Origin of the sequence: Specibacter sp. RAF43 (assembly GCF_052114065.1) — a bacterium.
Classification (GTDB): Bacteria; Actinomycetota; Actinomycetes; order Actinomycetales; family Micrococcaceae; genus Specibacter.
Genome location: NZ_JBFREA010000031.1, coordinates 1 through 25,816 on the forward strand (window position 1 = coordinate 1; position 25,816 = coordinate 25,816).

At 63.2% G+C, this 25,816-nt stretch carries 21 protein-coding genes; 5 read left to right on the forward strand and 16 right to left on the reverse strand.

Annotated features, from left to right (window positions below):
* Positions 1–338: 338 nt before the first annotated feature.
* The 9 genes from AB4Y80_RS15040 to AB4Y80_RS15080 form a co-directional block, all read right to left on the reverse strand.
* Positions 339–3,509: a bifunctional glycosyltransferase/CDP-glycerol:glycerophosphate glycerophosphotransferase gene (locus AB4Y80_RS15040; protein ID WP_442215155.1), complete on the reverse strand. Its 3,171-nt coding sequence runs from the start codon at positions 3,507–3,509 to the stop codon at positions 339–341.
* Between the two features lie 12 nt (positions 3,510–3,521).
* A complete protein-coding gene (gene wecC / locus AB4Y80_RS15045) occupies positions 3,522–4,817 on the reverse strand; it encodes a UDP-N-acetyl-D-mannosamine dehydrogenase (protein ID WP_442215156.1) in 1,296 nt (431 codons plus the stop codon).
* Positions 4,798–6,444 carry a glycosyltransferase family protein gene (locus AB4Y80_RS15050; RefSeq protein WP_442215157.1) on the reverse strand — a complete coding sequence of 549 codons (1,647 nt, stop codon included), beginning with the start codon at positions 6,442–6,444 and terminating at the stop codon, positions 4,798–4,800. Before AB4Y80_RS15050 ends, wecC begins: the two co-directional genes overlap by 20 nt.
* 254 nt (positions 6,445–6,698) lie before the next feature.
* On the reverse strand, positions 6,699–7,562 hold the full coding sequence (locus tag AB4Y80_RS15055) for an ABC transporter ATP-binding protein (RefSeq protein ID WP_442215158.1): 864 nt from the start codon (positions 7,560–7,562) through the stop codon (positions 6,699–6,701).
* Positions 7,549–8,436: an ABC transporter permease gene (locus AB4Y80_RS15060; protein WP_442215159.1), complete on the reverse strand. Its 888-nt coding sequence runs from the start codon at positions 8,434–8,436 to the stop codon at positions 7,549–7,551. The genes AB4Y80_RS15055 and AB4Y80_RS15060 overlap by 14 nt, the downstream gene beginning before the upstream one ends.
* A complete protein-coding gene (locus AB4Y80_RS15065; protein WP_442215160.1) occupies positions 8,423–10,180 on the reverse strand; it encodes a glycosyltransferase family 4 protein in 1,758 nt (585 codons plus the stop codon). The genes AB4Y80_RS15060 and AB4Y80_RS15065 overlap by 14 nt, the downstream gene beginning before the upstream one ends.
* Positions 10,177–11,457, reverse strand: a complete 1,281-nt coding sequence (locus AB4Y80_RS15070; protein ID WP_442215161.1) for a glycosyltransferase family 4 protein — start codon at positions 11,455–11,457, stop codon at positions 10,177–10,179. The genes AB4Y80_RS15065 and AB4Y80_RS15070 overlap by 4 nt, the downstream gene beginning before the upstream one ends.
* Positions 11,458–11,463: 6 nt before the next feature.
* Entirely contained in the window at positions 11,464–11,799 is a 336-nt protein-coding gene (locus AB4Y80_RS15075; RefSeq protein WP_442215162.1) for a hypothetical protein, read from the reverse strand.
* A 580-nt stretch (positions 11,800–12,379) separates the two neighbouring features.
* Positions 12,380–13,414: an LCP family protein gene (locus AB4Y80_RS15080; protein ID WP_442215163.1), complete on the reverse strand. Its 1,035-nt coding sequence runs from the start codon at positions 13,412–13,414 to the stop codon at positions 12,380–12,382.
* Positions 13,415–13,519: 105 nt separating this feature from the next.
* On the opposite strand from AB4Y80_RS15080, the gene AB4Y80_RS15085 reads away from it, so the two are divergent.
* From AB4Y80_RS15085 to AB4Y80_RS15095, 3 genes are all read left to right on the forward strand, one after another.
* The gene (locus AB4Y80_RS15085; RefSeq protein ID WP_442215164.1) at positions 13,520–14,008 is read left to right on the forward strand and encodes a DUF3515 domain-containing protein; all 489 of its coding nucleotides are present in this window, start codon (positions 13,520–13,522) and stop codon (positions 14,006–14,008) included.
* A gap of 263 nt (positions 14,009–14,271) precedes the next feature.
* Positions 14,272–15,513: a hypothetical protein gene (locus tag AB4Y80_RS15090; protein WP_442215165.1), complete on the forward strand. Its 1,242-nt coding sequence runs from the start codon at positions 14,272–14,274 to the stop codon at positions 15,511–15,513.
* Positions 15,488–15,742 carry a hypothetical protein gene (locus tag AB4Y80_RS15095; RefSeq protein ID WP_442215166.1) on the forward strand — a complete coding sequence of 85 codons (255 nt, stop codon included), beginning with the start codon at positions 15,488–15,490 and terminating at the stop codon, positions 15,740–15,742. Before AB4Y80_RS15090 ends, AB4Y80_RS15095 begins: the two co-directional genes overlap by 26 nt.
* A 55-nt stretch (positions 15,743–15,797) precedes the next feature.
* On the opposite strand, the gene AB4Y80_RS15100 is transcribed toward AB4Y80_RS15095, so the two are convergent.
* From AB4Y80_RS15100 to murA, 5 genes are read right to left on the reverse strand one after another with little or no spacing between them, the layout of a single operon-like run.
* On the reverse strand, positions 15,798–16,943 hold the full coding sequence (locus AB4Y80_RS15100) for a methyltransferase (RefSeq protein ID WP_442215167.1): 1,146 nt from the start codon (positions 16,941–16,943) through the stop codon (positions 15,798–15,800).
* A 3-nt stretch (positions 16,944–16,946) separates the two neighbouring features.
* Positions 16,947–18,077 (reverse strand): D-alanine--D-alanine ligase family protein, encoded by a 1,131-nt coding sequence (locus AB4Y80_RS15105; RefSeq protein ID WP_442215168.1) that lies wholly within the window; start codon positions 18,075–18,077, stop codon positions 16,947–16,949.
* Positions 18,078–18,080: 3 nt separating this feature from the next.
* Positions 18,081–19,118 carry an NAD(P)H-dependent glycerol-3-phosphate dehydrogenase gene (locus AB4Y80_RS15110; protein WP_442215169.1) on the reverse strand — a complete coding sequence of 346 codons (1,038 nt, stop codon included), beginning with the start codon at positions 19,116–19,118 and terminating at the stop codon, positions 18,081–18,083.
* Positions 19,115–19,948 carry a lysophospholipid acyltransferase family protein gene (locus tag AB4Y80_RS15115; protein WP_442215174.1) on the reverse strand — a complete coding sequence of 278 codons (834 nt, stop codon included), beginning with the start codon at positions 19,946–19,948 and terminating at the stop codon, positions 19,115–19,117. The genes AB4Y80_RS15110 and AB4Y80_RS15115 overlap by 4 nt, the downstream gene beginning before the upstream one ends.
* Before the next feature lie 23 nt (positions 19,949–19,971).
* On the reverse strand, positions 19,972–21,306 hold the full coding sequence (gene murA, locus AB4Y80_RS15120) for a UDP-N-acetylglucosamine 1-carboxyvinyltransferase (protein WP_442215170.1): 1,335 nt from the start codon (positions 21,304–21,306) through the stop codon (positions 19,972–19,974).
* A gap of 280 nt (positions 21,307–21,586) precedes the next feature.
* Between murA and AB4Y80_RS15125 the strand changes: the two genes are divergently transcribed.
* Positions 21,587–22,546 carry a hypothetical protein gene (locus AB4Y80_RS15125; RefSeq protein WP_442215171.1) on the forward strand — a complete coding sequence of 320 codons (960 nt, stop codon included), beginning with the start codon at positions 21,587–21,589 and terminating at the stop codon, positions 22,544–22,546.
* Between the two features lie 29 nt (positions 22,547–22,575).
* Here the strand turns inward: AB4Y80_RS15125 and leuD are convergent, their stop codons facing one another.
* Both leuD and leuC read right to left on the reverse strand, forming a co-directional pair.
* Entirely contained in the window at positions 22,576–23,175 is a 600-nt protein-coding gene (gene leuD, locus AB4Y80_RS15130) for a 3-isopropylmalate dehydratase small subunit (RefSeq protein WP_442215172.1), read from the reverse strand.
* Positions 23,176–23,185: 10 nt separating this feature from the next.
* Positions 23,186–24,685, reverse strand: coding sequence for a 3-isopropylmalate dehydratase large subunit (leuC, locus tag AB4Y80_RS15135; protein WP_442215175.1), 1,500 nt, complete (start codon positions 24,683–24,685; stop codon positions 23,186–23,188).
* A gap of 211 nt (positions 24,686–24,896) precedes the next feature.
* Here leuC and AB4Y80_RS15140 point away from each other — a divergent pair, with 211 nt between their 5' ends.
* Complete coding sequence (locus tag AB4Y80_RS15140) at positions 24,897–25,616, forward strand: IclR family transcriptional regulator (protein WP_442215173.1); 720 nt, start codon at positions 24,897–24,899, stop codon at positions 25,614–25,616.
* The last annotated feature ends 200 nt before the right edge of the window (positions 25,617–25,816 follow it).

Here is a 25,816-nt window from a genome sequence, read left to right on the forward strand (position 1 = left end):
CCACCAGCAGGAACAGACAATTCTGCCCAATGACACCTGAGGGTCAGTTTTTCATTGAGTCATGTTCTTGGTGGCGGGTGGGCCTAGTACTTACCTTGCCAGCTGATCCCAGACCAGCCACTACAAGACTCACAGTTTTTCATGGCCGCTAACAAACCCCGGCATGGGAGATCAGCGACTGGCCCGTCGTTGCGACAGGAAGGACAGGGCAAAACCCCGGTATTCTGGGACATCAGAAAGGTCCTTCTTTCAGCCGGGATCACAGTGCGTCGACAACACAATTTTCCCAGCGCGGATGTGACTGGCGGGCCACTCTCATTAAGACCCCGGGCTAGTACCTAATCCGGTATACAGCCAATAATTTCCGACGCGGAGACGCCATTTTCCATGGATATAAACCTACGCTGGAATTCCTGCCTTTTTTGATGGTGGGCGCTCGAGTCCGTATCGTGAAAATGGGTGATAAATTCACCCATGTCACTGGCATACGACCCTGGAATCACACTGGCGTATTCTCCATAAAGACCACGAGTATGGTTCTCGTACTCATTCAGGTCGGGAGCCAAAAATCTAGTCGGTTTATCGGTAATTGCATAATCGAACATTATCGAGGAATAGTCCGTAACGAGCGAGTCAGAAGCTAGGATTAGATCATTCAATTCAGGATAATCGCTGACGTCGAGGACCATCGCGTTGGTTGAAATATCTTTAGGTACAGTCACATTATGATGTGCCCGAAGCAGGACGAAGTACGAGTCTCCGAGTTTTTGTTGAACCTCATGGAGGTCAAGGTAACCGATCCAGCCGCGCCCTCCCGAAGGTCCCTTGACATGGTCCCGCCAGGTTGGCGCATATAGGATAACATGTTGGCTTGCCGAAATTCCAAGATCGGAGCGAATATCTTCTCGTCGCTTAGGTGCATCAGACGCTTGTAGAGCATCGTTCCTCGGATAACCTGATACTAGGAGCGGTCCCGAGTAACCGAATGCACTAGGAAAGACCTTTGCAGAGTATTCGTTCTGCGCGAGAAGTATGTCCCACGCCTCGGCTTCTCGCGACATAAGCCGACGATAGGACGCCGAGAGATACTCTTTGGGAGCATCAAGGCCAATCTTCTTTAGAGGGGTGCCGTGCCAAGTCTGAAGATAGAACTGTGCGGGATTTTTCCGGAAATAGTGCGGAAAATTATTATTATTAATCAAAACTTTGGCAGACTGAACTTTCTGGCACCAATCACGGCTGCCCACCGTTATTGTTTTGGCATACTCTGGCACACTTACCGACCCGTCCACTACGGACCAGTAGATCTCCGAATTCGGACTCTGTCTGTGCAGCTCGTCAGACAATGCCCTCGGGCTATCAGTGCAGAATTTTCCGCCAAAGCTCTCAAACACCAAATGGGTGCCAATCCGTACTGCCTGAACAGACTCAAAGGACTTGTGTATCACTCGTCGCCCGTACTTGCTTCGCTCCTCGTTCGAGAGGGCGGGGCCGATTGTAACCGCACACGAACCATTTGGAGTTTTCCAAATTGTCGCCGTTGCAGCCTCCAGCTGCTGCACCACGGGGAGTGTCCGCGACAAGTCCCGAGTCGGCTTCAGTGCGGGCGGCATGATACCAGCTGGAGCTCCATTCGGCAGGTACCTGGCAGTGTAGGCGCCGGACGGTGGCGCAATTACGTCTCGTGACCAACGCCGATTCGCCAGCCGGAAGTTATAGCGCCAAATGCCATTTCCAATCTGCTCCTGAGACTCGGGATGAATCACGTGCTTCTTAGTCTGTAGGAAGACCGGCTGATCCAATCGGGCGCCCAACCATTCCACGTCCAACGAGAATCCTGCCTCGTCCGGAGCCTGAAGGAACCCGACAACAGTCGGCTTGCCCGTCGGTGCGTCTAGATAATTATGGAATTCAGTGTTGACTGCCGAGACAAGGTCCTGCTTGCTAGCGAAACTGTGTCCGTCTAATTCAATGCCAAGTACGAGCGAGCCAGCGTGATCAGAGTTCTCGCCGAGGACAGATGCCGGGAGACTAAACGCAATCCCGGCTGTATTGTGGGAGGCAAATGCATCGTTTGCCTCGACATCGATATAGTCATTTTCGAAATTCGTGATAGTCAGAGTGTGCCGTGCACCGCTATCATTTTCGATCCACGCAGAATAGGTGAGCCCTGGTGTCCCAGAGTCGAGCCCGCGCACGAATATGTGCCCTTCCATCCTGCTGTTGCCCAATTCGTCGGTTCCGCGAATGCGTAAATAACTTTCTATTTCGAGGAATTCGGGTGCACATTCCATTGTTACATCGGGCAAGAAAGTCTTGGCATGGGCCCAATAGTTTGGCTCGGCTATAAACCGACCCTTGGTGTATCTGAGTTCCGTTCCAGTTCCCCAATCAACTCGATCCACTACCAAGTCCTCGATCATGGACTTATGTCCGGCAATGGCGAGCTCGCGGAAAATGCGCGCATGAGGATCTATATGCTTGTCGATTCCAGCAAGTTTGTCGTCGTATTCGGAAAAGCGCAGATGTAAGCCCCGGACTCCCTCTCGTAAGATATCCCAGTAGCTTTCAGGTGTGTACGGAACCGCTTCATAATATGGCAACAGATCACTGCCAAATAGGCGTTTATACCAGCCTCGGACCACCTCGTCACGACCTTCGGCTAGCATCAGATCCGTGACATGCCGCGCCACCTTCATGCGATCGTCAAGGTCGCGCATGGAGCGCTTGCCCTGCGTAATAGAACTACCATTCCCACGCAGGCGCCAGCTATAAACAATTTCGGTCAAGACATCAAATGCCTTGGCTCTTAGATATGCTCGAGCAGTGGTTTCCTGGTCCTCATAAAGAACTCCCTCCGGAATTGGTCCAACGTGATCGTCCCAAAAGGACCGCCTAAATATTTTGTTCCATAAAAAGACGTCATCCAGTATGTCGGGGAAGTCATCGATCGTCACGCCTGTAAGTCGCCGCTTGTGCAATCTTGAGGACAGCTTGGTCGTCTCCCGCTTCCTGCCGATCGACCGGTCATGCGAGCCAACTATGAACTCTGATCCGGAACCCATCAGGCCATTCAACATCGTCGCATAGGCACCTGGGCACACAACATCGTCAGAATCTGCAAATGTCAAAAAATCGCCGGTAGCCCGCTGTATTCCAACGTTGCGCGCGCGCCCATTCCCACCGTGGTCGAGTTCAACGAGCGTGACCCGGCGGTCCCACTTGGCATACTTCTTGGCGACCGACGCGGATCCATCAATCGACCCGTCATCAACCAGGATGACTTCCAGGTTCCGGTAACTTTGCCCCAGAACACTGGCAAGACACTCATCGAGATACTCTGCGACGTTGTAGACGGGAATGACCACAGACAGGAGACCGCAGTCCTCTGCATCTGTCGAAGCCATCCGGGAGAGGGCCAGCTGTAACTGCGGCGACACCGTATTGCGCAGCTTCGATTTTGCAGCCGCCGGCAGCCATGACCCGATGCGGCGAGCGATGTTCTTCATACCGATGACTCCCTAGTCGCGGCTTAGTCGCCGCCAGAAACCACGAGTATCCACGGTCCACTTGCCCACCAGTTGCTCCGGTTGGATGTCTCTGAACTTGTCATGGTCCACGAGCAGTACTACAACGTCTGCGGCTGCCACGGCTTCGACTGCAAGAACATGCTCGATATTGGCGTGCCGGGCCAGGCGTGGCGGGAGCGACTTTGCATGTGGCTCGGCGACAAGAATCCGGGCATCCGGGCGCCGGGTGGCCAGCGCGTCAACGATGTTGACGGCCGGAGATTGGCGCATGTCGTCAATGTTCGGTTTGAAGGCAAGCCCCAAGGCAGCAATTACCGGGCCATCACACTTGGACGCATGCTCGAGGACTTCCTCAACGACGCGTAGCGGCTTGGAGTCATTTACCAGCCGCGCTGTGCGGATCAGATTGGTGTTTTCCGAATCAGCGGCAACAATAAACCACGGATCCACGGCAATGCAGTGCCCACCGACGCCGGGGCCGGGCTGCAGGATGTTAACCCTAGGGTGATGATTTGCCAGGTCAATGAGCTCCCAAACGTCCACACCGAGGTTCCCACTCACAACTGAGAGCTCGTTCGCAAAGGCGATGTTCACGTCTCGGTACGCATTCTCGACGAGTTTGGACAGCTCCGCCGTCGCGGCATCGGTATGGAGTATCTCACCGTGGCAGAACGTCTTGTAGAGGGCCTCGGCTGCAATTACGGCCTCAGGGGTCAGGCCACCCACAATCCGGTCGTTAGTGACCAGTTCAATCATCACTTTGCCCGGCAACACCCGCTCGGGGCAATGAGCAAACAGCACTAATGGGCGTCCACCGGACCCGTCGATACTCAGGTCGGGCCGGCACTGGAGAATGATGTCGGCCATGTGTTGTGTAGTCCCGGGGGGCGACGTTGATTCCAGTATGACAAGCTCGCCGCCGAATAACTGTGGAGCGATGTTTCGGGCAGCGTCGTCGATATAGCTCAAATCTGCGCTTTTGTCGGCAAGGAAGGGTGTGGGCACGGCGACGATGTATGCCTGTGCGGATGGGGTATCCTTTTGTGCCCGAAGACGGCCTTGGGCGACGGCGCCTGAAACGTGCAACCCCAGATCCGGCTCAACAAACGGGACCCTCCCCTCGTTCACTGCGTCAACGGTTGATTGTGAAATGTCGACGCCAATGACGTCAAGTCCCTTGCCAGCCAGTATGGCTGCTGTTGGCAGGCCAATATAGCCGAGGCCAATAACTGCAACCGACGTAATTGCCGTGGCCGTTCCTGCTGTCTCAAATGTCGGTGTGCTCATTGGGCTCCCCATAGAATTTTAGTTCGCCGGATGCGAGAAGCTCGGCGTCTTCGACCTGCCAGGTATGCCCACTTCCGGACCGTACCTGATAGAAGTTAAATCTGTCAGCAGAGTAAATCTGCATGTCCTTCGTCACCGCAGCCTTTAGGAAACCGGAGTCCTCCCCCAGGCCGATTGCGGGAAACGGATTCGCCATCGCCACTTCGCGGGATGTGACGATTGTTGGCCCCATCACGAATCCGGTGTAGCGGTGTTCGCGTTCGCCAAATCGCAGCACGGTCGCATTGGAATCAAGCAGGTGCATGTAATGCGCCTGCTTGCCGACAATCTGGGCATTCGAATAGTCCAATGCAAAAGCCTGATCAGACAAGTAGTGGCTACCGTAGTGGTCATCGTCATCCATCTTTGCCACTAGTGTGCCGTCGGAGGCGTCTACGCAGCGGTTTAAGCACTCTCCCAGCGTCACATCCCTCTCAGCCGATAAGACTTTAACGTTGTCGAATTCGAAGCTATTCATCAAGTCCCGAAGTCGACCCTTAGGCAGGTGGAAGCCATGGGTCAGTAGCACCAACTGGACTTCGACGTCCGCTTGGCGTGCCACAGTTTTGAATATATGTTCCAGCTGTCCCGGTCTAATGGTCGGCACGAGGGTGGATATTTGCGGCCGCTTCATTGGCGACGTGCGCTCCGGAAGGGCGGCGTCCAAGACGGCCTCCGCACGGTGGGCGTACGTATGGCCCGCCCAGATCCGTCGTTGCGCCAGGTGAGTGGTTCGGTCATTGAGTTCGCGATTCATGACAAAGGCCCGGGTCAGCTGATCTGCATCCGTACGGGTGGAGGCGACGGGAACCTCGGCGGCTGAGAAGAAATTCCCGATCGCCAGGCTCGGTGCCGTGACCACAGGCGTTCCCGAGGCAGTGATCTCAAAAATGCGTCTTGCACACATGCTCGGTGAATCAGTAACTGAATTCACGTTCAAAAAGACCTTGTAGGCCTTGTAGGCGGAGAGCATCTGGTCATACCTCAAAGATCCCACGACACGAGAACTCAAGGGCGCCGGGAATTGGTATTCCGGTGAACCTCCCAATTGGCGGGAGAAAATCTCTAGGCCGCCCGTCATTCGCGTCGACGCGTCCATGGCCCCCCTAAGCACGATGTCCATCTGGTCTCGACGTTCCGGATATTTGTGGGCGAAGTACATCCCGGCGAAGGCGACGTCACGCCCGTGCCACCCCCGCAGCGGCCGCACAGGATTGTGTATAGCCGGCTGCGCCGCGAATGGCAATACGGCAATCCGGTCATGGCCTAGATCGCGGCGGTAATAGGGCAGGCGGTTTTGATCTGACGTAAAGACGAAGTCAAAGAGTTTTGCCGCGGGCAAGAAATCCGCGTAATGGGGAGGATCTTCCTTGTTCCAAAAAACTGTAGGAATCCGAGCTTCACGGCACGCAGCCAATAGTTCCACTAGCGGCTTGGCCGGGCCGTCCGGACCACCAATCTTGCCGCGCCACAGCCGCTGGTTGCCGGCCCAGGCCGACTCGATAAACACAAGCTCAAGACCTTCCAGTTGGATCGGCCAGCCTTCAGGGTCCAGTGCGATAGTGTTCCATTCGTACTTGAACGCCATCGCGGAAAAGTCATCAAGTATGACCCCTACGCGCAGATCGGCCCGTCGGGGCACCCTAGGAGATACATCAAATGGGGTGAACGACAGACGCCTTTTGGCACCCCGGCCAATCCACGCGGCCTCCACACCAGTCACACCAGTCGGGGCCGCGAACCCCAGATCGATGCGACGTCTGGTCCTCCACTCACGAACCTGCCGGGCACCACCGTGGCGCAAATGCCACATTGCCGTTCGAGCATCTGCGATTATGGCCATCAATCACTCACGACTCGGGTGCCAACCAGGTTGGTCCGAAATTCGGCACGCATCCCGTTGGCGGTCACGTTGTTGCCTTGGGACAGTTGTTTGGTGAAAGCCATATAGTGCTTCGTGACTTCCTTGGGACTTCCGTCCATGATCAGGTCACCCTTGTCCAGCCACACCACTCGCTCGGTCATGTCCTTGATAGTTGCAAGGCTGTGGCTGACCAACAGCACGCAGCCGGCTTTGGAGCGAAGCTCATCCATTCGCCGCTTGCTTCGCGCGGCGAACTGCGCGTCCCCTGTATTCAGTGCCTCATCCACCAGGAGAATTTCCGGGTTGGCACACGCGGCAATGGCGAAACGCAGCCTCGAGCCCATACCGGATGAGTACGACTTCATTGGCAGGTGAATGGATTTCTCAAGTCCGGAAACCTCAACGATTTCATCGAAACGCTCATCTATTTCATCGCGGGTGAGCCCCATGGCCAAACAACCGAGAACGACGTTCTGGTCGCCGGAGAGGTCCGGAACCAAGGCGGCGTTGACACCCAACATGATGGGAGTGCTCGAGGCGTGAATGGCACCTCCGGTCGGACGGATCTGTCCGCTAACCAACTTCATGAGAGTGCTCTTGCCCGAACCATTGCGACCGATGACGCCCACGGACTCGCCACGGTTTATCACCAATGACAATTCATTGAGGGCATTGACGGTGACCATGGCAGGCTTAGCGGCCACGCGCTGGAAGATTCTGCGAAGTCCGGTGGCGCCAATGCCTGTGTCCTCGGTCGAAGCAACCCGGTATTTCATGGCAACCCGATCTGCAACAACGCAAGGCTGATCAGGCAGGCTGGCGAAAAGGTCATCCACGGACATACGATTCCTCCCCCCGCCAGAAGAACACCATGCCCACGACAAGTGCGGTAAGGGACCACGCCCCGAGCATCAGCCATGAATGAAATGACGGTGTGCGGGCGTAAAGAACTGCGTCCCGCGTTATGTCGATGATTATGAAGGCGGGGTTCGCCTTCATCAACGCCAAGAGGGCGGGGTGGTGAACGAATCGCTCGTAGGAAAAGAAGATGGCTGACAGATACATTAGTAGCCGTAAGAAGAATGGCAACAAATGGGTAACGTCATGAACCCTGGCAATTATTCGAGCCAGAATGAGTCCCACCCCGAGGTTGAAGCAGAATTGGAGTGCCAACACCGGAGCCAACAGAAGCCATCGCCACGTGATCGTCTCGGCGGGTGGAATGACGACCACCAAGAGCAACATCGCGATAATCATTGGCACGTTGGCCAGCAACTCCCGCAGGTTGGCCCCGATGGGCAGAGCTGCGCGCGGGAAACTGAACCCCTGGACGAGTGCCTTGTTCTGCTGCATTGATCGGGCGCCGGCCATGATGGAACCCGAGGTAATTTGGTACATGAAGATGCCAATCACCAAATAACCAAGAAAATTCGGGATGCCTTGGCTGGTGTTCAGCAATATTCCGAAAACTATATAATATGTGAGTCCGTTGAAGATCGGATTCAACAACAACCATGCRCTTCCGAGCTTGTCTCGCCGCGTTCCGCTCTGAACACGGGCGCGAGCATCATAGAAGATGAATTCCTTGAAGTCCCACAGTTGCACCAGGTAATCCAAGAAGAGCGGCCGCGCCCCAACCCGGCTCAGTTGACTGATGTCCACCCGAACATCCTTGACGATGGACGGTTCGGGCAATTGGGTATTAACGGCCGTCATGAAGCGTCGTCCCCCCTTTCCGAGCTGCTGCGAGATGTGCGTACGCCGCCATGGAGGCATTCGCATTTGCCGACCAGGTGCGTGTTTGGAGAACATGAACTCTGCCGGAGAGACCCAGGCGGCGGCACGCGGTGCCATCGGCCAAGAGGTCTGATAAAACTCTAGACAGTTCCAATGAATTCCCGGCCGGCGTTAACCTTCCGTTCATATCCTCATCAATGATCTCACGAAGTGCGGGAAGGTCGCTTGCAACCACCGGCCGGGCGCTGGCCAGTGCCTCCACCGGCTTCAAGGGCGTCACGGCCCGGGTGACCGCCAAGTCCCTGCGGGGTACGACGAAAACATCCAACGCCTGGTGGTACAGCGGCGTCAGGTCCCGCGCCACCCGACCAGTGAAGATGACTTTGCCAAGCAGGCCCAGATCATCAGCCTGACGCTCGAGTGCCGGACCGGCAGTACCACTACCCACAATGAGCAACCGCAGGTTCGGAAAATTCGGGACAAGCAACGAAAACGCATCGACGAGGTCGTCCAGGCCTTCGTAGTCGACGAGTGAACTGACCGTGCCGATGTATTGCAAAGCAGGGTCCAGACCAAGTTCCCGCCGGGCTTCTTCGGGCGCACGCGGTTCCGCCAGGAATGGGCCGCCCACGGCATTTGGAGCGAGCATGATTTTTTGGGACGGCACCCCGGCCGCCACTAGGGATGCCTTCATGGCCTCGCCCAGCGTCACCACGAGATCCGCGTCCTGCATAACACGTGCTTCGCAGGCCTGGAAACGGACGTAGCGCTCGCTCTCTCTGGCACTGTCCCCACGCGTAGATGCCCAAGTATCCGCCAACAAACCGCGAACCTCATACACCCACGGGATGCCGAGCGCTTTGGCCACCGCGCCGACTACGAGCCCATTCACAAAGTGCGTTGTCGTGTGCAGAACCGACGGCCGGAATTCAAGGGCAATATCCAGGAGCCGCTCCGCTTCCTGCTGCAGGCGGGCGTCCGGTGTGGCAGCCAGGGAAGACCCGGCAATTCGCTGGTACCGGACACCGTCCACCACATCTTCGTCACGGGCCAGGACTTTGCCCACCTGGACAGGGTAGCCGAGGCGGGTCACCGCAAGGACCTCCAGCCCGGCATCACGCTGGGCAGTGAGGATCGAGTGGCTGCGCTGGGCATAACCACTTCCGGTGTGCGGAAGGGAGTTTGTGAGCAGGTGCAATACACGGTTGTCGACTGGCGTGAAGTCAATTTGCGGCAACGTCGGCGTCCCGCCGGAGTACGTCCGTAATTCCCCCGCGAGCCGGTCGTGCTGTCTGCCGGCGGCCCCGCGCCGACCCTGCAACGTCTCGACAGCGCCGGACATGTCCCCGCTGTACCACTTGCGCCGCGCCAGCGTCGCTGGCAGCTTCCTTGCACCCACTGCCCTGGTTATGAATGCATCGGCCTTCTCTGGCAGGCCGGCGGCCAGCGCCACTTCGGCGGCGATCCGGGCCCGCCTTCCGGTGACGAGAGATGCCGTATCAAGGCGCCGCCCAAGCCCATCGGCGTCACCGGAGACGTGCGCCGCGATCAACACTGGAGCCGCCGTCGAGCGAGGCATTGCACGGCACACTGCGCGGGCTGCCGGTTGCACCATCTTGGGCGGCAGGCGCCGCGAAATCTGCAAGGCGAGGAGCACGGGATCATCGGTGAAGTGCTGCGCGGCCGTAGCACCCGCGACCCACAGGTTCCTGATAATGCTCACGGGCGCGACCGGCCCGCAACCACCAGATCGGAGAGGTGGCCCATGTACTGTACCGCCAGCTGTCGGAAATCTGCATTGGCCTTGACCCAGTCCCGGCCGGACAGCCCGGCCGTCAGGCGGCCCCGATCCCGAGCGAGCTCGGCCCACAATTCAGCGACGGCCTCGGGCTTCCAGGCAACCACGTCCCCACCACCGGCTTCAGTGACGATTCGGGCGGCCTCGCCACGCACAATTGCCGTCATGTGCCGGCCAATCGCCAGGACTTCATAGGTCTTGGAAGGAATGGTGGTCTCGAACGACTTCCAATCATCTCGCAGCGAGACGACACATGTATCCGCCGACCGATACCGGGCAATGAGGTCGGCACCATACAGGGGCGGGTGAAATGTCACGGGCGCGTTCAAGGCACCGGCGAGCTTGAGGAGGTCCGGACGTCGCGTTCCGTGGCCGACCATGTGCAGGTGCATCAAATCGCCGCCGACCAGGGCGCTGGCCTTCACGATGACATCCAGGCGCTGGCTTTCGCCGTGGTTGCCCAGATACAGGACTTCCAGTTTGTCGCGCTCGGCCGGGGGCGCCTCGAGCAGCTGCACGGCCTCAAGATCCAGTCCGTTGGTGACGGTGACAACGTTCTTCACGCCGCGGGCCCGCAGCGTCTGAGCAAATCCATCGGTCACCGTCACCACAAGGTCAGCGCGGCGTTGAATTGCTTCCACGACGCGTTCGACGACGCTCTTGACCTGGCCTTTGACCAGACGCGCGTCTCGAGCCAGATCCGGCCAGGCATCGCGCATCTCCACGACCAGTGGCACACCGCGCAATCGCGCCACAAGGTAGCCGGCCACCAAAATCGGCAGGCTGGGCGCGGTGGCGATGACGACGTCGGCCTTGCGCCACATCAGAGCCGTCGGAATCGACATCGCGGCGGAAAATACCTGATCCACAAGCCGGGCGGCGTGGCGGTTGCCACTGTGCCGCAGATAGGGAACACGCTTGATGCGTTCACCGAAAGGTCCGCGCTGGCCCCGGAACGGAGTGCCGGCCTCGCTGCGCGGGAGCCGCCGCCGTCCCTGCGGAAAGTGCGCAACCGGCGTCACCACATCGATGTCCCATCCGGCCTTGCGGAACTCACGAATCAGGGTGGTCCAGCGGCGCTGCGGCGGGCTGTGCTCCGGCCAGTATGAGTGGGCCAGGAGCATGATGCGCATGGGCTTCTTCTTGCGCATTTGCGCCGCCGTCCGCGTCAGATGGCGAACGGCCGGATCAATGCCAGTCATAAGCTGCTACTCCCCCACCACGTTGTGGCCGTGCTTGCCGCGCGGCCTCATGACCCGAAAGTAGAACGCGCCGAGACCTATGAGAATGGCGATTGTCATGGCCTGGATCAAGGGCGAACTGCCCGCTGCGGAGGCAAGTTTGGTGGCCGTCTCAATGTTTGGTTGGACCTGGAACGCCACCAGTGCGTCATTGCGTGCCTTTTCGGCTCTCGCCAGGCCCGCTGCCGTCTTGGTCGGCGCCGCCTCGGGCTTGGACGACGTCGGCGCCGCAACAGTTTCACTTGATGCGGGGTCCACGGCTGCGGTCCCGTTGACCATGAAGGGATCAGGTATTTGCTCCACGGGAGCCTGGACGCCATGACTCTGAGTCGGAAGCGGCACAGGGGGAAGGACAGGCGTCTTTGCAGGTGGGGCGGGAGTGTCAACCGGTGGGCTAGAATCCTCAGGCGCCGCGGTATCCGCGGGCGGGCTCGAATCCTCAGGCGCCGGCGTATCGACCGGCGGGCTCGAATCCTCAGGCGCTGCGGTATCCACCGGGGTGTCCGACGGGGTAGTCGATTCCTCGGTCGGTGTCAGGACTTCAACAACGGTCGTGTCATTCGGAACCGATTCTTCGGCAGTGGCCGGCTGAACGCCCAACAAAGCGGGGACCATAAAAGCTACCGCCACTATTAAAAGGCGCGCGATCCAGCGCCGCCGGGTTCCTGATCCCAAGTTGATTCCCCTACTATCATGCCGAGTGCGCCTAAACGGGCGGCGCTGGCGTCCAGAGACCTTTCGATTCCGTGGGCAACCACATTCGTTTTTTATTGTCGCATGCCCGCCGCGGTATCACACTTTCCTGGATATTCCCCAAGGCTGCGTGTCGAATTTCTAATGATTGCGAGCCATCGATTGCGGCCACCCTCGACGGGTCAGTCGGCTACCCCAGCCCGGCACCGGCCAGGTATGACCCGAGCGAATCCTTGGTGAGGTTGGAGGCAATGGCCGTGATGGCGTCGTCGTCCCTCAGGACGATGGACTGGCCGTCCGTGCTGGTGCCCGTGCCCAGCGTTGGCAGGGTGAAGGACTTCACGTCCGCGCCGCGGACGTCGCGCAGGCTCAGCGACAGGGCGCCGACGGCGGCCGAGTCCAGGCCCTTGTCCACGCTGAGGTAGGGGGAGACCTGGTTGACGAGGTCGGTGACCTTGACGGGGTTGGTCAGCGTGCCGGGGGTCAGGACGGCGTTCAGGACCGCCTTGAGGAAGATCTGCTGGTCCTTCACGCGCTGGTAGTCGCCGTCCACAAACGCGTACCGTTCGCGCACAAACGCCAGGGCCGCATCGCCGCTGAGCTTTTGCGGGCCGGCCGCGAACGTGTAGTCCGCCGTGTACGCCTTGAAGGCGAAGGGGACATCCACCGTGACCCCGCCCAGGGCATCCGTGATGGCCTTGAACCCCTCGAAGTCGACGATGGCCACGTGGTCAAGGCGGTTCTTGAACAATCCCTCCAGGGTCTGCACCACCAGGGGCACGCCGCCGAAGGCCATGGCCGCGTTGATCTTCGCCTCGCCGTGGCCGGGAATGGCCACCCAGGTGTCGCGCATGATGGACATCATGTACACGTTTTGGCGGTCCGCCGGGATGTGCACCCACATCATGGTGTCCGAGCGCTGGTCCGACGGCTGCCCGCCCTCGGCCAGGTTCACGGGGTCCCCGCGGCTGTCGCTGCCCAGCAGCAGGATGTTCATGGCTTTCGCGGCCGGGCCCTCCGTGGGCTTGACCGGCCGGGACGTCTCATTCGGGAAGGCATGGGCGATCTTCTGCGTCTTGGTGTCGAAGCTGTGGGCCAGGTTGTAGACGAACAGGCCGCTGACCACCACGGCCACCAGGAACATGGCCAGAAAGGTCAGCAGCACGCCGCGGCGGATATTGCGCCGGCGGCGGGCCGAGATGGGGGCATCCACTTCTTCGCTCATGTGGGCCATCATTTCACCCGCTATTGGGATTTGGCTCCTTTGGGCCCGTGTTGGTGCCTTCGCCGCTGGGGCCTGGCGTGTGCTTTCTCGGGCTAGGCTTGATTCATGCGTTTTGATTCCGTGTCCCGGCTGGCTGTGCCGTTGGCTGCCGTTTCCCTGCTGTTGGCCCTGAGCGGGTGTGCGCCGTCCGTGGAGGTCTCCGCGGCCAAGGACTCCAACAATCCCGCGTGCGCGCCGATGATGGTGGCGCTGCCGGACTCGCTGGCGGACGCGCCCCGGCGGACCACCTCCAGCCAGGCCACCGCGGCCTGGGGCGATCCGTCCCTGGTGGTGCTGCGCTGCGGCGTCACCGTCCCGGGCCCCACCACGGACAAGTGCGTGGGCGTCAACGGCGTGGACTGGGTCATCAAGGAGGGGAACCCCACCTGGACGCTGACCACCTACGGCCGGACGCCGGCCGCCGAGGTGGTGCTGGATCCGAACAAGATCCCGTCCAGCACCGTGCTGGCCGAGCTCTCCAGCGCCGCAGCAAAACTCCCCAAGACGCGTGAGTGCGTTGGGCCCGGCGACGTGAGCATCCCTACCCCCGGCTGATACCCGCCGTTGGCGGTACCCGCACCTAGCATCTGCATGGTAGCTCGCCTACAGTCATCCTCAGTAGAGGTGGTTCGTTGGACCGAGAGGAAACGACAATGGGGTGGGTTTCCTTCGCCAAACGCCATGAATGCCCACGACCCCATCCCCCAGAGCCGGATCCTGACTGCCGTTTYGCCGGTGGCGACGAGCTGGAAATTGGCCGGCGAGTTCTGGAAATGCTCCTCACCTCGCCCACCTGGGTCGACCGCAGGGTTGATTCGTTGAGGTTGGACCTCGCCGGCGACACGCGACGGCATGTTTCCATCAACTTCACCCTCGCGCGGCGCCTGGCCATCCACGGCGCTGACAACTCGGTGATCGTGCCTTTTGCGATCATGGAAAAACAGACCATGCGCCGACTCGATACCTCGGACATCGCCGGCAAGAGTTCGTCCATATTGATTGCCGAGGAAAACTGCCGGCTGTCGCTGGCGCTCATCATGGCTGCCGCCGACCGCCTTCTTGACGGCGTCCTCAACGGGTCCGACTTGCGGGCCAGAGCGGCAGCGCTGGTCAATTGCCGCCTGGACGAGGCCGGCCGCCAAAAGGCCGACTTCGACCACTGGCTCACGTCGTCGGTGGTCGATCCGGACAAGCTTGGCCGGCTCGATGTGTTCCGCAGCCTGAGCCTGCAGTTTGCCCGCAACTTCCTGTTCTGCGCCGAGATCGACGGCTGCGTCATCGGCAGGCGCTCCGTCTTCAAATTCGCCCACGACCAGGATGCCCCGGACTCAGACCGGAAGGGCACAAAGATTGCCACCATCAGCCAGCTCGTCCCGGACTTTGGATTTGCCGCGAGCCAGCACATCGAGGTGCGGGCGCCCCAGGGGCTGTCGATTGCCAGCCTGGAAGTCCTGGACTTCGATGCCGGGGACGCCGCGGCCAGCGGGTGGACGCCGTATGACCGGCCCTCCCAGCCGCGAAATGTGGCGCACTGCTCCATCCGTCCCGTTCATCGAAACAGCACCGGTGGGTGGATCGTGAAAGTGGTGCCGGCCGCTCAAGGCCTATATCGATTCACCAAAATCTCGGTGGTCGCCGTGAGCGTCATGGTCACCCTGGGCATTGCGGTTCGCATCTGGGACACATTCTGGCTGCGCGAGACGGCCACCATCATTCCCTCCGCCTCGGGGTCGATCTTGCTCGTGGGGCCGGCCCTGCTGCTTTCCTGGATGAGCCGTCAACAGGAGCACGATCTCGCCGCCCGCCTGCTCGCCCCCTTGCGGGCCATGCTCCTGTTCTGTTCGGTCAGTTTGATCTTCATGGCGGCCCTTGCCGCGGTTCCGGTGACGCCCCAGATTTGGAATGCCGGTTGGATCGTGATCGGGCTCTGCGCGTACCTGTCCTTGGCGGGGCTTATCCTCTTTGTCACGGACAGGCCGCTGCCTGTTTTTGTCAGGAACGCCATCTATAATCGGAGCAGGAAGGGAATCAGCGATGACAAGCGAAACAGCCGCTGGTGAAGCAAGCCGCCACGACCGGCATGCGCGGCGCTGGGCCCGCACTTTTGGCCGTGACCTGCACCCGAATCAAGGCACGTCGACCGCCGACACTTTTCTCGAAGACGCCGACATCGTGATCCTTTCCGGCGGAGCCTCCCTCTTCGGCAGCCTTGACCAGCAGTCGACCGAGGAGACCACACGCGCGCAAGAGGCGCTGGCCGAGGTCCTGGAATCCTACGAGTCGAGCTAGCCGTACCGCCTGGGGTGGTTGGTTAGCCGACCGACGCCGGGCCGGCCGGCTCCGGTCACGACGCCGCGAGCCGCCACAGCGAGGTGACCTCGCGGGAGCGGGCATCAAAGAAGGGATCGCTGCCGTCCAGTGAACGTGGGTGCCTGGCCGGCGTGTCCAGCCGGCCCCTGACCAAGAGGCCGGCCCGTTCGATCCACCCGAGCAATTCCTCCCGTGAGCGCAGGCCCAGGTGCTCCGCCAGGTCCGAGACAATGAGCCAGCCCTCTCCCCCGGGTTCCAGGTGCCCCCTCAGGCCGGAGAGGAAGGCCCGGAGCATGCGGCTCTTGGGGTCGTAGACGGCGTTGTCCAGCAAGGTGTGGGGCGTTCCCGGCAGCCACGGCGGGTTGCAGACGATTAAATCGGCGCGTCCGGCGGGGAACATGTTGGTCAGCGTGGGCTCGACCCGGTGGGTCAGCCCCAGCCGGGCGAGGTTGTCCCGGGCGCATTCGATGGCCCGGGGTTCGCTGTCCGTGGCAATGACCTTGTTGACGCCGCGCCGGGCCAGGATGGCCGCCAAGACGCCGGTTCCGGTGCCGATGTCAAAGGCCACGCCCTTTCCGGGCAGCTCGGCGCTTGCCACCAGCTCCAGGTACTCGCCGCGGATGGGCGCAAACGTGCCGTAATGCGGGTGGATTTTGGCGTCCAGGGCCTCCACGTACAGCCCGTTCCTGCGCCATTCGTACGCACCGATCGCCCCCAGGACGTCCTGCAACGGGGTCACGGCGGGCCCCTCGACGGGACCACTGGCGGCGAGCCAGGCGTCGGCGATGTCCGGTGCGCGGCGCAACGCCACGCCGGGACCCGGTTGCAGCGGGACCAACAGCAGGCTCAGCACCCGGGCGCGTTGCGAGCGGGCCTGGCGGTAGCGGTAGAAGGCGTCGGCGACGTTCTCGCCGTCGCGCTTCTTCCCGGCCGGCGTGCGCCGGGCCATGGCCGCAAGCAGCTGCCGGGCGTTGTGGTAGTCGCCGGACCACACCATCGCCTGGCCCTGGGCGGCCAGGCGGTAGGCCTGATCGGCCGTCAGGGTGTCATCGACCGGCACCACGGACTTCGGCGCGGGGGCGTTGTTGACGGAAAGCCACTGGGCGCGGTGCTCGGCCCCGTCCTCCTGCCACCGGAGCGCGGGGGCCGCTCCGGGCAGGGAGGACTCATTGGTGGACATGGCTTAGCGCAGGCCCGTCTTGCGGGTCAGGGCCAGCTGGAGGAGCTCGTCGATCAGGTCCGGGTAGCTGAGCCCCGAGGCGGCCCACATCTGCGGGTACATGGACGACGGGGTGAAGCCGGGCATCGTGTTGATCTCGTTGATGATGATCTCCCCGGCCTCGGTGTAGAAGAAGTCCACGCGGGAGAGGCCCTCGGCGCCGACGGCGTCAAAGGCCGCGGCGGCCTGCTCGCGCACCCGGGCGATGTCGGCGTCGGGCATGGCGGCCGGGCAGCTGAGGGTCACGGCGTCGCCCTGGACGTATTTGGCCTCAAAGTCATAAAACGTGTGGTGCGCGTCCGCCATGGCGATCTCCCCCGGCAGCGAGACCCGCGGCACGGCGGTCCCCCGGCCTTCCAGCACGGCGCACTCAATCTCGCGGCCGACGATGCCGGCCTCGATCACCAGCTTTAGATCGTGGGCCCGGGCGGCCAGGATCGCGGCATCGAGTTCCTCCGCCGAGTCCACCTTGGAAATGCCCATGGACGATCCTGCCCGGGCCGGCTTCACAAACACGGGGAAGCCCAGCGCGGCCACACGGTCGCGCACGCCCTGCGGGTCCACGAGCCAGTCACGGTCCGTCACCGCCACGTACGGTCCCACGGTGAGGCCGGCGGCCGCAAACACCACCTTCATGTAGTGCTTGTCCATGCCGATGGCCGACGCCAGGACGCCCGCACCCACGTACCGGGTGTCGCTGAGCTCCAGCAGCCCCTGGACGGTCCCGTCCTCGCCAAAGGGCCCGTGCAGCAGCGGGAACACCACGTCCACGCGGCCCAATTCCTCCGGCACCGCGGCCGGGGCGGTCACCACCAGCTGGTGATCGCCGTTCAAGCGGGTCAGCGACACCGTCGCCGCCCCCTCGCCAACCTCCGGCAGGGCACCGCCCGCGAGCGACCACGCGGACAAATCATCCCCGACCAGCACCCACTGGCCGTTCTTGGCGATACCGATGGGAACGACGTCGTACTTGTCCCGGTCGATGGCGCCCAGGACGCCGGCGGCCGTCACGCAGCTGACGGCGTGCTCGCTGGAGCGCCCGCCAAACAGGATGGCCACCCGGACTCGCCGGCCGGTGCTTGGTTCAATGCTCACGCGTCAGTCGCCTTCGGATTTGAGCTCGCGGGCCAGCAGCAGCGGGCCCAAATCATCGACACTTAGCCTACCTTCCAGCACGGCCACCACGGCGTTGGTGATGGGCATGTCCACGCCCATCTTCGCCGCCAGGTCCGAGACCGCGCGGCCGGACTTGATGCCCTCGGCCGTCTGCGTCATGCGGTTGGTGACCTCCTCGAGCGTGAGGCCCTCGCCCAGCATGCGCCCGGCCGTGTGGTTGCGGCTCAGCGACGACGAGCACGTGGCCACGAGGTCGCCCAGCCCGGCCAGCCCGGACATGGTCTCGGTCCGCCCGCCCAGCGCCAACGCCAGCCGCATAGTTTCCGCCAGCCCGCGGGTGATGACCGAGGCCTTGGTGTTGTCGCCCACCTTCTTGCCCTCGCAAATGCCCACGCACAGGGCGATCACGTTCTTCACGATCCCGCCGATCTCCACGCCCACCACGTCGCTGTTGGTGTAGGGGCGGAAGTATCGGGGCGTGCACACGCTTGCCACCCACTTGGCCGTGGCCTCGTCCGCGCAGGCGACCACCGAGGCCGTGGGCTCCTGCCGGGCGATCTCCATGGCCAGGTTGGGCCCGGACACCACCGCGATCCTGTTCGCGGCGACGCCGAGTTCTTCGGCGATGACCTCGGACATGCGCGCGTCCGTCCCCAGCTCCAGCCCCTTCATCAGGCTGACGACGACGGCGTCCGGCGCCAGGTGCCCGGCCCACGCCCGCAGCTGCTCGCGCAGGGTCTGGGCCGGCACGGCGATGACCACCAGCTGGGCATCCTTGAGGACCTCCACGACGTCGGTGGAGGCGCTGATGTTCGCCGGCAGCTCGACGGCGGAAAGGTAGCGGGGGTTGCGGTGGTGATCGTTGATCTGGTCAACCACCTCGGCCCGGCGGCCCCACAGGACTATGCGGCGGTCCGTGCCGGCCGCGGCGTCGCCGAGAACCTTGGCAAACGTGGTTCCCCAGCTGCCCGCGCCCAGCACGGCAATCTTGGCCGGCGCCAACCCATCCACATAGCTCACTCAACATCCCCTGTTTCTGTAGTGCCGGCGTCGTCCTTATTTTGCTGGTGCGTCTCCGGGTGCGCCTCCGGTTGCGCCTCCGGGACGGGCTTGGCGCCGCGCTCGACGAAGCGCCCGTGCGTGGACTGGTGGTGGGCGGTGGGGTCCCAGCGCCCGGCCGGCGCCTTCTCCCCGCGCAGCGTCTCCAGCAAGGCGGTGATGTCCTTCATGATGACCTCCGTCATGGCCTCCAGGGTGGCCTTGTCGCCGGGAAGGCCCATGAAGGCGCTGAGGTCCACGGGATCGCCCACCAGCACGCGCGCCTTCTTCCGGGGGAAGATCTTGAAGCTCTTGGCGTAGCGCGGGAACACCTCCTGGGCGCCCCAATGCGCCACGGGGATCACCTTGGCGCCGGTGTTCAGGGCCAGCCGGGCGGCGCCGGTGCGTCCCTTCATCGGCCACAGCTCCGGGTCCCGGGTGAGCGTGCCCTCCGGGTAGATGACCACGGCGCCGTTGGCGGCCAGCACCTCCCGGGCGACGTCCAGCGACGCGCCGGCCCCCGCGCCGCTGCGCTCCACCGGAATCTGGTGGGCGCCGCGCAGGACCGCGCCCAGGACCGGAGTCCGGAACAGCCCGTCCTTGGCCAGAAAGTGCGGCATGATGTTTTGGTTGTAGAGCATGTGGCCCACCACGATCGGATCGATCTCGGTGCAGTGGTTGGGTGCCACGATGAAGCCCTCGTCGCGGGGCAGCTTGTCCGTGGCCAGCCACTCCTTGCCGGTCAGCACGTTCATGATGGGCCGGGCCACCCCCGCCAAAATACCGAAGAAGGCCCGCGTGCCCACGGACATTGTCTTGTTTTTGGTCACCGGGGCTACACCAACGCCTGGGCGGAATCGCGGACGTCAAAGTCCGCGCCCAGGCCGGCCAGCTTGTCCGTGAATTTCTCGTAGCCGCGGCTGATGATGTCGATGCCCGTGACGGTGGAGGTGCCCTGGGCGGCCAGCGCAGCAATCAGGTGGCTGAAGCCGCCGCGCAGGTCCGGGATGTCAATGGTGGCGCCCGTGAGCGGGGTGGGGCCGGAAATCACGGCCGAGTGGATGAAGTTGCGCTGGCCAAACCGGCACGGGACGCTGCCCAGGCATTCGCGGTGCAGCTGGATGCTGGCGCCCATCCTGATAAGGGCCTCGGTGAAGCCGAAGCGGTTTTCATACACGGTCTCGTGCACGATGGACACGCCCTCGGCCTGGGTGAGCGCCACGACCAGCGGCTGCTGCCAGTCCGTCATGAACCCCGGGTGCACGTCCGTCTCCAGCACCAGCGGCCTGAGGTCGCCCTGGCGGTAAAAGCGGATCCCGTCGTCGTGGATGTCCATGCCGCCGCCGATCTTGCGGAACGTGTTCACGAACGTCATCATGTCGCGCTGGCTGGCGCCCTCGACGTAGATGTCCCCGGACGTGACGAGGGCGGCCGACGCCCAGGAGGCGGCCTCGTTGCGGTCCGGCAGGGCCGTGTGGACGTAGCCGGACAATTCCCGCACGCCCTCGATGCGGATGGTGCGGTCCGTCTGGACGGAGATGATGGCGCCCATTTTTTGCAGGATCGCGATGAGGTCCACGATCTCCGGCTCCGTGGCCGCGCCGCTGAGCTCGGTGATGCCCTCGGCCCGGGTGGCGGAGAGCAGGACCTGCTCCGTGGCGCCGACGCTCGGGTAGGGCAGGGAGATCTTGGTGCCCTTGAGACCGTTGGGGGCGGAGATGAGGATGCCGCCGCCGGTCTTGTCCACCACGGCGCCGAACTTGCGCAACACCTCCAGGTGGTAGTCGATGGGGCGGTCACCGATCTTGCAGCCGCCAAGATCGGGGATGAATGCGTGGCCGATCGAGTGGATCAGCGGGCCGCACAGCAGGATGGGGATCCGGGAGTCGCCCGCATGCGTGTTGATTTCCGCGCTCGAGGCGGTCTTGGCGTTGGCCGGGTCCATGGTGAGGTCCCCGGTGACGGGGTCCTTGACCACGGTGATGCCGTGGATCTGCAGCAGCGACGTGACAACCTCCACGTCCTTGATCTCCGGGACGTTGCGCAGGGTTGAGGGGGCATTGCCCAAAAGCGCCGCAACCATGGCCTTGGGAACCAGGTTTTTGGCTCCGCGAACCTGGACGCGTCCCGTCAGCGGAACACCGCCGCGGACCGTCAGAATTCTGCTCATATACACACATCCCTTGTTCCAACACGGCCTCCCTGGGGGGCGGGAAGCCTTCGTCAAGCATAGTTTCTCGGCTTCGGATGCCGAAATGGCCCGCCCCGGGGCGCCATGACGCCGTTGCGGACATCCGCGCATGGCCGGCCATGCGCGGATGTCCATTTGGGCGTCATGGGTCCGCCACGGCCGTCCGCCCGTTCCTCCACACCGGACTGGGCGCCGGGCCTCCTCCACAGTGGACCGGGCCGCGGTGCCGCCGGTGGCCCACCGCGCGCACCATGAAGGCATGAGCAATTTTCAGGTGCCGGAATTCATCCGGGCGGAGAGCAAATATGTTCGCGAACATGACGCCCGGCGCCTGTCGCGGCTCGCCGCCGCCGGAGACATTGTCCGCATCCGGCGGGGCCTGTACCTGCCCGCTGCGCTGTGGACGACACTGCCGCCGTGGCACAAGTACCGCGTGCGCGTCCAGGCGGTGCATGAGCTGGCCGCCGGAACGCCGGTGTTCGCCCGGGAATCCGCGGCCCAAATCATGGGCCTGCCGCTAATCGATGCCCCGCAACTGGTTCACACGGTGGTTCCGCCGGGGCAGGGCGGGGGCCGCAGCAGCGCGGGAATACGCCGGCTGGAGGCTGTCCCCGGCGACCCCGATCCGTGGGTCATGTTTGGGCTCCGCGTGACACCGCCGGTGCAAACGGCCAGGGACCTGGCGCTGCGGCTGCCCCTGGCCCGGTCGCTGCCGGCCATGGATAAGGTGCTGTCCCAAAAGGTCCTGCCGGGTTCGCCGCCGGGCGTGCGGCTCATCTTCCGACCCGCTGATGTGGAAGAGGCGGTGGGGCTGCTTCCCACCGAGGCGCAGCGGGGCCGTGTGCGACGGGTGCTCGCCGTCGCGAACGGGCTCTCCCAGTCGGCGGGTGAGTCGTGGAGCCGGGCCATCATGATCCAGCACGGATTCCCGACTCCCAGGCTGCAGGTGCCGTTTCGCGACGCACGGGGGCTCATTGGCTACCCCGACTTCGACTGGGAGGAGTTCAAGGTGCTCGGCGAATTCGACGGTCAGGAAAAGTATTCACAGCAACGGTTCCTGAAGGGAAAGACGCCCGCCGAAGCGGTCGTCGCCGAAAAGAACCGGGAGAACCGGCTGCGCGCCCTCGGCTACACCGTGGTCCGGTGGGAGTATGCCGACCTCCGGCACCCGGAGCGGCTCGTCCGGCTCCTGCACGACGCCGGCCTGCCGCACGCCTGACCGGCCCGCGGTGGGCTGGGCCGCGGCGGCTAGCTCTTGGCCGGCAGCGTGGTGGGCTTGTAGGACGGGCGGGTGGCCTCGAACGCGGTGATGTCTGGTTCGTTGCGCAGGGTCAGGCCGATGTCATCCAGGCCTTCCAGGAGGCGCCAGCGGGTGTAGTCGTCGATCTGGAACGGCGCCACGACCGAGCCGCAGTGCACCGTTTTGCTGGTCAGGTCCACGGAAACCTCGGTGCCGGGGGCGTTCTCGAGGACCTTCCAGATCAGCTCGATGTCGTCCTGGGCGACCTCGGCGGCGAGGAGGCCCTGCTTGCCGGAGTTGCCGCGAAAGATGTCGGCGAAGCGGGAGGACAGCACGGCCTTGAAGCCGTAGTCCTTCAGCGCCCAGACGGCATGCTCGCGGGAGGAACCGGTGCCAAAATCCGCGCCGGCCACCAGCACCGAGCCGCGCGTGAAGGGCTCCTGGTTGAGGATGAAGTCCGGGTTCTTGCGCCACCTGGCGAAGAGGGCATCCTCAAAGCCGGTGCGGGTGATGCGCTTCAAATAGACAGCCGGAATGATCTGGTCCGTGTCCACATTGCTTTGGCGCAGCGGAACCCCAATGCCGGTGTGGGTGGTGAATTTTTCCATTGAGGGCTCCTTAAGCTACGTTGCTGGCGGGCTGGGTCCGGGACTTGCCAGAGGCAACCGCCGGGTCGAGGTCCGACGGCGAGCTCAGGGTCCCGCGCACGGCCGTGGCCGCGGCGACGACGGGCGAGACCAGGTGTGTGCGCCCGCCCTTGCCCTGCCGGCCCTCGAAGTTGCGGTTGGACGTGGAGGCGCAGCGCTCCCCCACGGCGAGCTGGTCCGGGTTCATGCCCAGGCACATGGAGCAGCCGGCGAACCGCCATTCGGCGCCAAAGTCCAAGAACACCTGGTCCAGGCCCTCGGCCTCGGCCTCGAGCCGGACCCGGGCGGAGCCGGGCACCACCAGCATGCGGATGTTCGGGTCCTTTTCGCGGCCGCGGATGATGTCCGCGGCGGCGCGCAGGTCCTCGATGCGGGAGTTGGTGCACGAGCCCAGGAAGACCGTGTCGACGCGGATCTCCTTCATGGGCGTGCCCGCCTCGAGGTCCATGTAGGCCAGGGCACGCTCGGCGGCGGCCTTGGCGTTCTCATCGCCGAAGTCCTCCGGCGACGGCACACTGCCGCTCAGGGACACGCCCTGGCCCGGGTTGGTGCCCCAGGTGACGAACGGTTCGAGCGTGTCGGCGTCCAGGAAGACCTCGGCGTCGAATTCGGCGTCGTCCTCGGTGGCCAGCGACTTCCAGTACTCGAGCGCGGCATCCCAGTCCGCGCCCTGCGGCGCGTGCGGGCGGTCCTTGAGGAAGGCAAAGGTGGTCTCGTCCGGGGCGATCATCCCAGCCCGCGCGCCCGCCTCGATGGACATGTTGCACACGGTCATGCGGGCGTCCATGGACAACGCCCGAATCGCGGAGCCGCGGTATTCCAGGACGTAGCCCTGGCCGCCGCCGGTGCCGATCTTGGCGATGATGGCCAGAATGATGTCCTTGGAGCTGACGCCCGGTCGCAGCGTGCCCTCGACGTTGATGGCCATGGTCTTGAACGGCTTCAGCGGCAGGGTCTGGGTGGCCATGACGTGCTCGACCTCGGAGGTGCCGATGCCGAACGCCAGCGCACCGACGGCGCCGTGGGTGGAGGTGTGCGAGTCGCCGCACACCACCGTCATGCCCGGCTGGGTCAGGCCCAGCTGCGGACCCACCACGTGCACGATGCCCTGTTCGGCGTCGCCCAGGGAGTGCAGCCGGACGCCGAATTCCTTGCAGTTGTTGCGCAGCGTCTGGATCTGGGTGCGGCTGGTGAGGTCCGCGATGGGCTTGTCGATGGCCAGCGTGGGCGTGTTGTGGTCCTCCGTGGCGATGGTCAAGTCCGGGCGGCGCAGCGGCCGGCCGGCCAGGCGCAGCCCCTCAAAGGCCTGCGGCGAGGTGACCTCGTGGAGGAGATGAAGGTCGATGTAGAGCAGATCCGGTGCGGCGGCGTCGCCATCCCCGTCGCCCTGCGTCACGACGTGGTCGCGCCAAACTTTCTCGGCCAGCGTCTTGGCGACCCGTCGCGGGGCCCCCGCCGTTGCGGCCGGCACCTGTGCTGAGTCGCCCGCTGCGGGTGTGGTTGCCTCGGTCACGGCCAGCTCCCTTCATCGATTGAGCCGATGCGCCGCTTCCGTTTCTTCGTAGAATCGGAAGGGAGGCGCGGTGCTCGGTGGTTGGTATGTCTCTACTGTTCCAGCCTCCCGTACACGGAGGCCAGCCCGTCGATTTGCATCTCACATAATGAGACGTCAATATCATTACATGGACAATTCTAGCGGCGTTGGCGTCATCGATAAAGCAGCCCTTGTGCTTGATGCACTGGAGGCCGGCCCCACCACCTTGGCCCAGCTGGTGGCGGCCACCGGTTTGGCCCGGCCCACCGTGCACCGGTTGGCACTGGCCCTGGTACATCACCGGCTGGTCAGCCGGGACATGCAGGGCCGATTCGTGCTCGGCAGCCGGCTCGTGGAGCTGGCCTCCGCCGCGGGCGAGGACCGGCTGATCGCCGCCGCCGGCCCGGTCCTGCTGCAGCTGCGCGATTCCACCGGCGAGAGCGCGCAAATTTTCCGCCGCCAGGGCGACTCCCGCGTGTGCGTGGCCTCCGCCGAGCGGCCCATCGGCCTGCGCGACACCATCCCGGTCGGCACCCAGCTGACCATGAAGGCCGGCTCGGCCGCGCAGGTCCTGCTCGCGTGGGAGGACCACGAGCGACTCCTGGAGGGCCTGCACAACGCCCGCTTCACCCCCACCGTCCTGGCCGGCGTGCGACGGCGCGGCTGGGGTCAGAGCCTGGGCGAACGCGAGCCCGGGGTCGCGTCGGTCTCGGCGCCCGTGCGCGGGCCCTCCGGCCGCGTGATTGCCGCCGTGTCCATCTCGGGGCCGATCGAGCGCCTGACCCGCCAGCCCGGGCGCCTGCACGCCGAAATTGTCTGCAACGCCTCCCGGATCCTCACCGAGGCGCTGCGCAAGACCGCCGACTGATCCCCGCAGCCCCGGGAAGTGACCCGCAATAGATGTCGAAAAATCGCGAAATTGAGCCTGTTGCGTTTTGATTTTGGGTGGGCGCGGGATTGGTGCTGCTGCTGGGGGCGGGATCGCTGGCCTCGCGTTGGAATCGGTGCTGGATCGTGAGTTGGGGCCGCACCACGGCTTGTGGTTGTGGGGTGGCCCCTTTTTGGGGT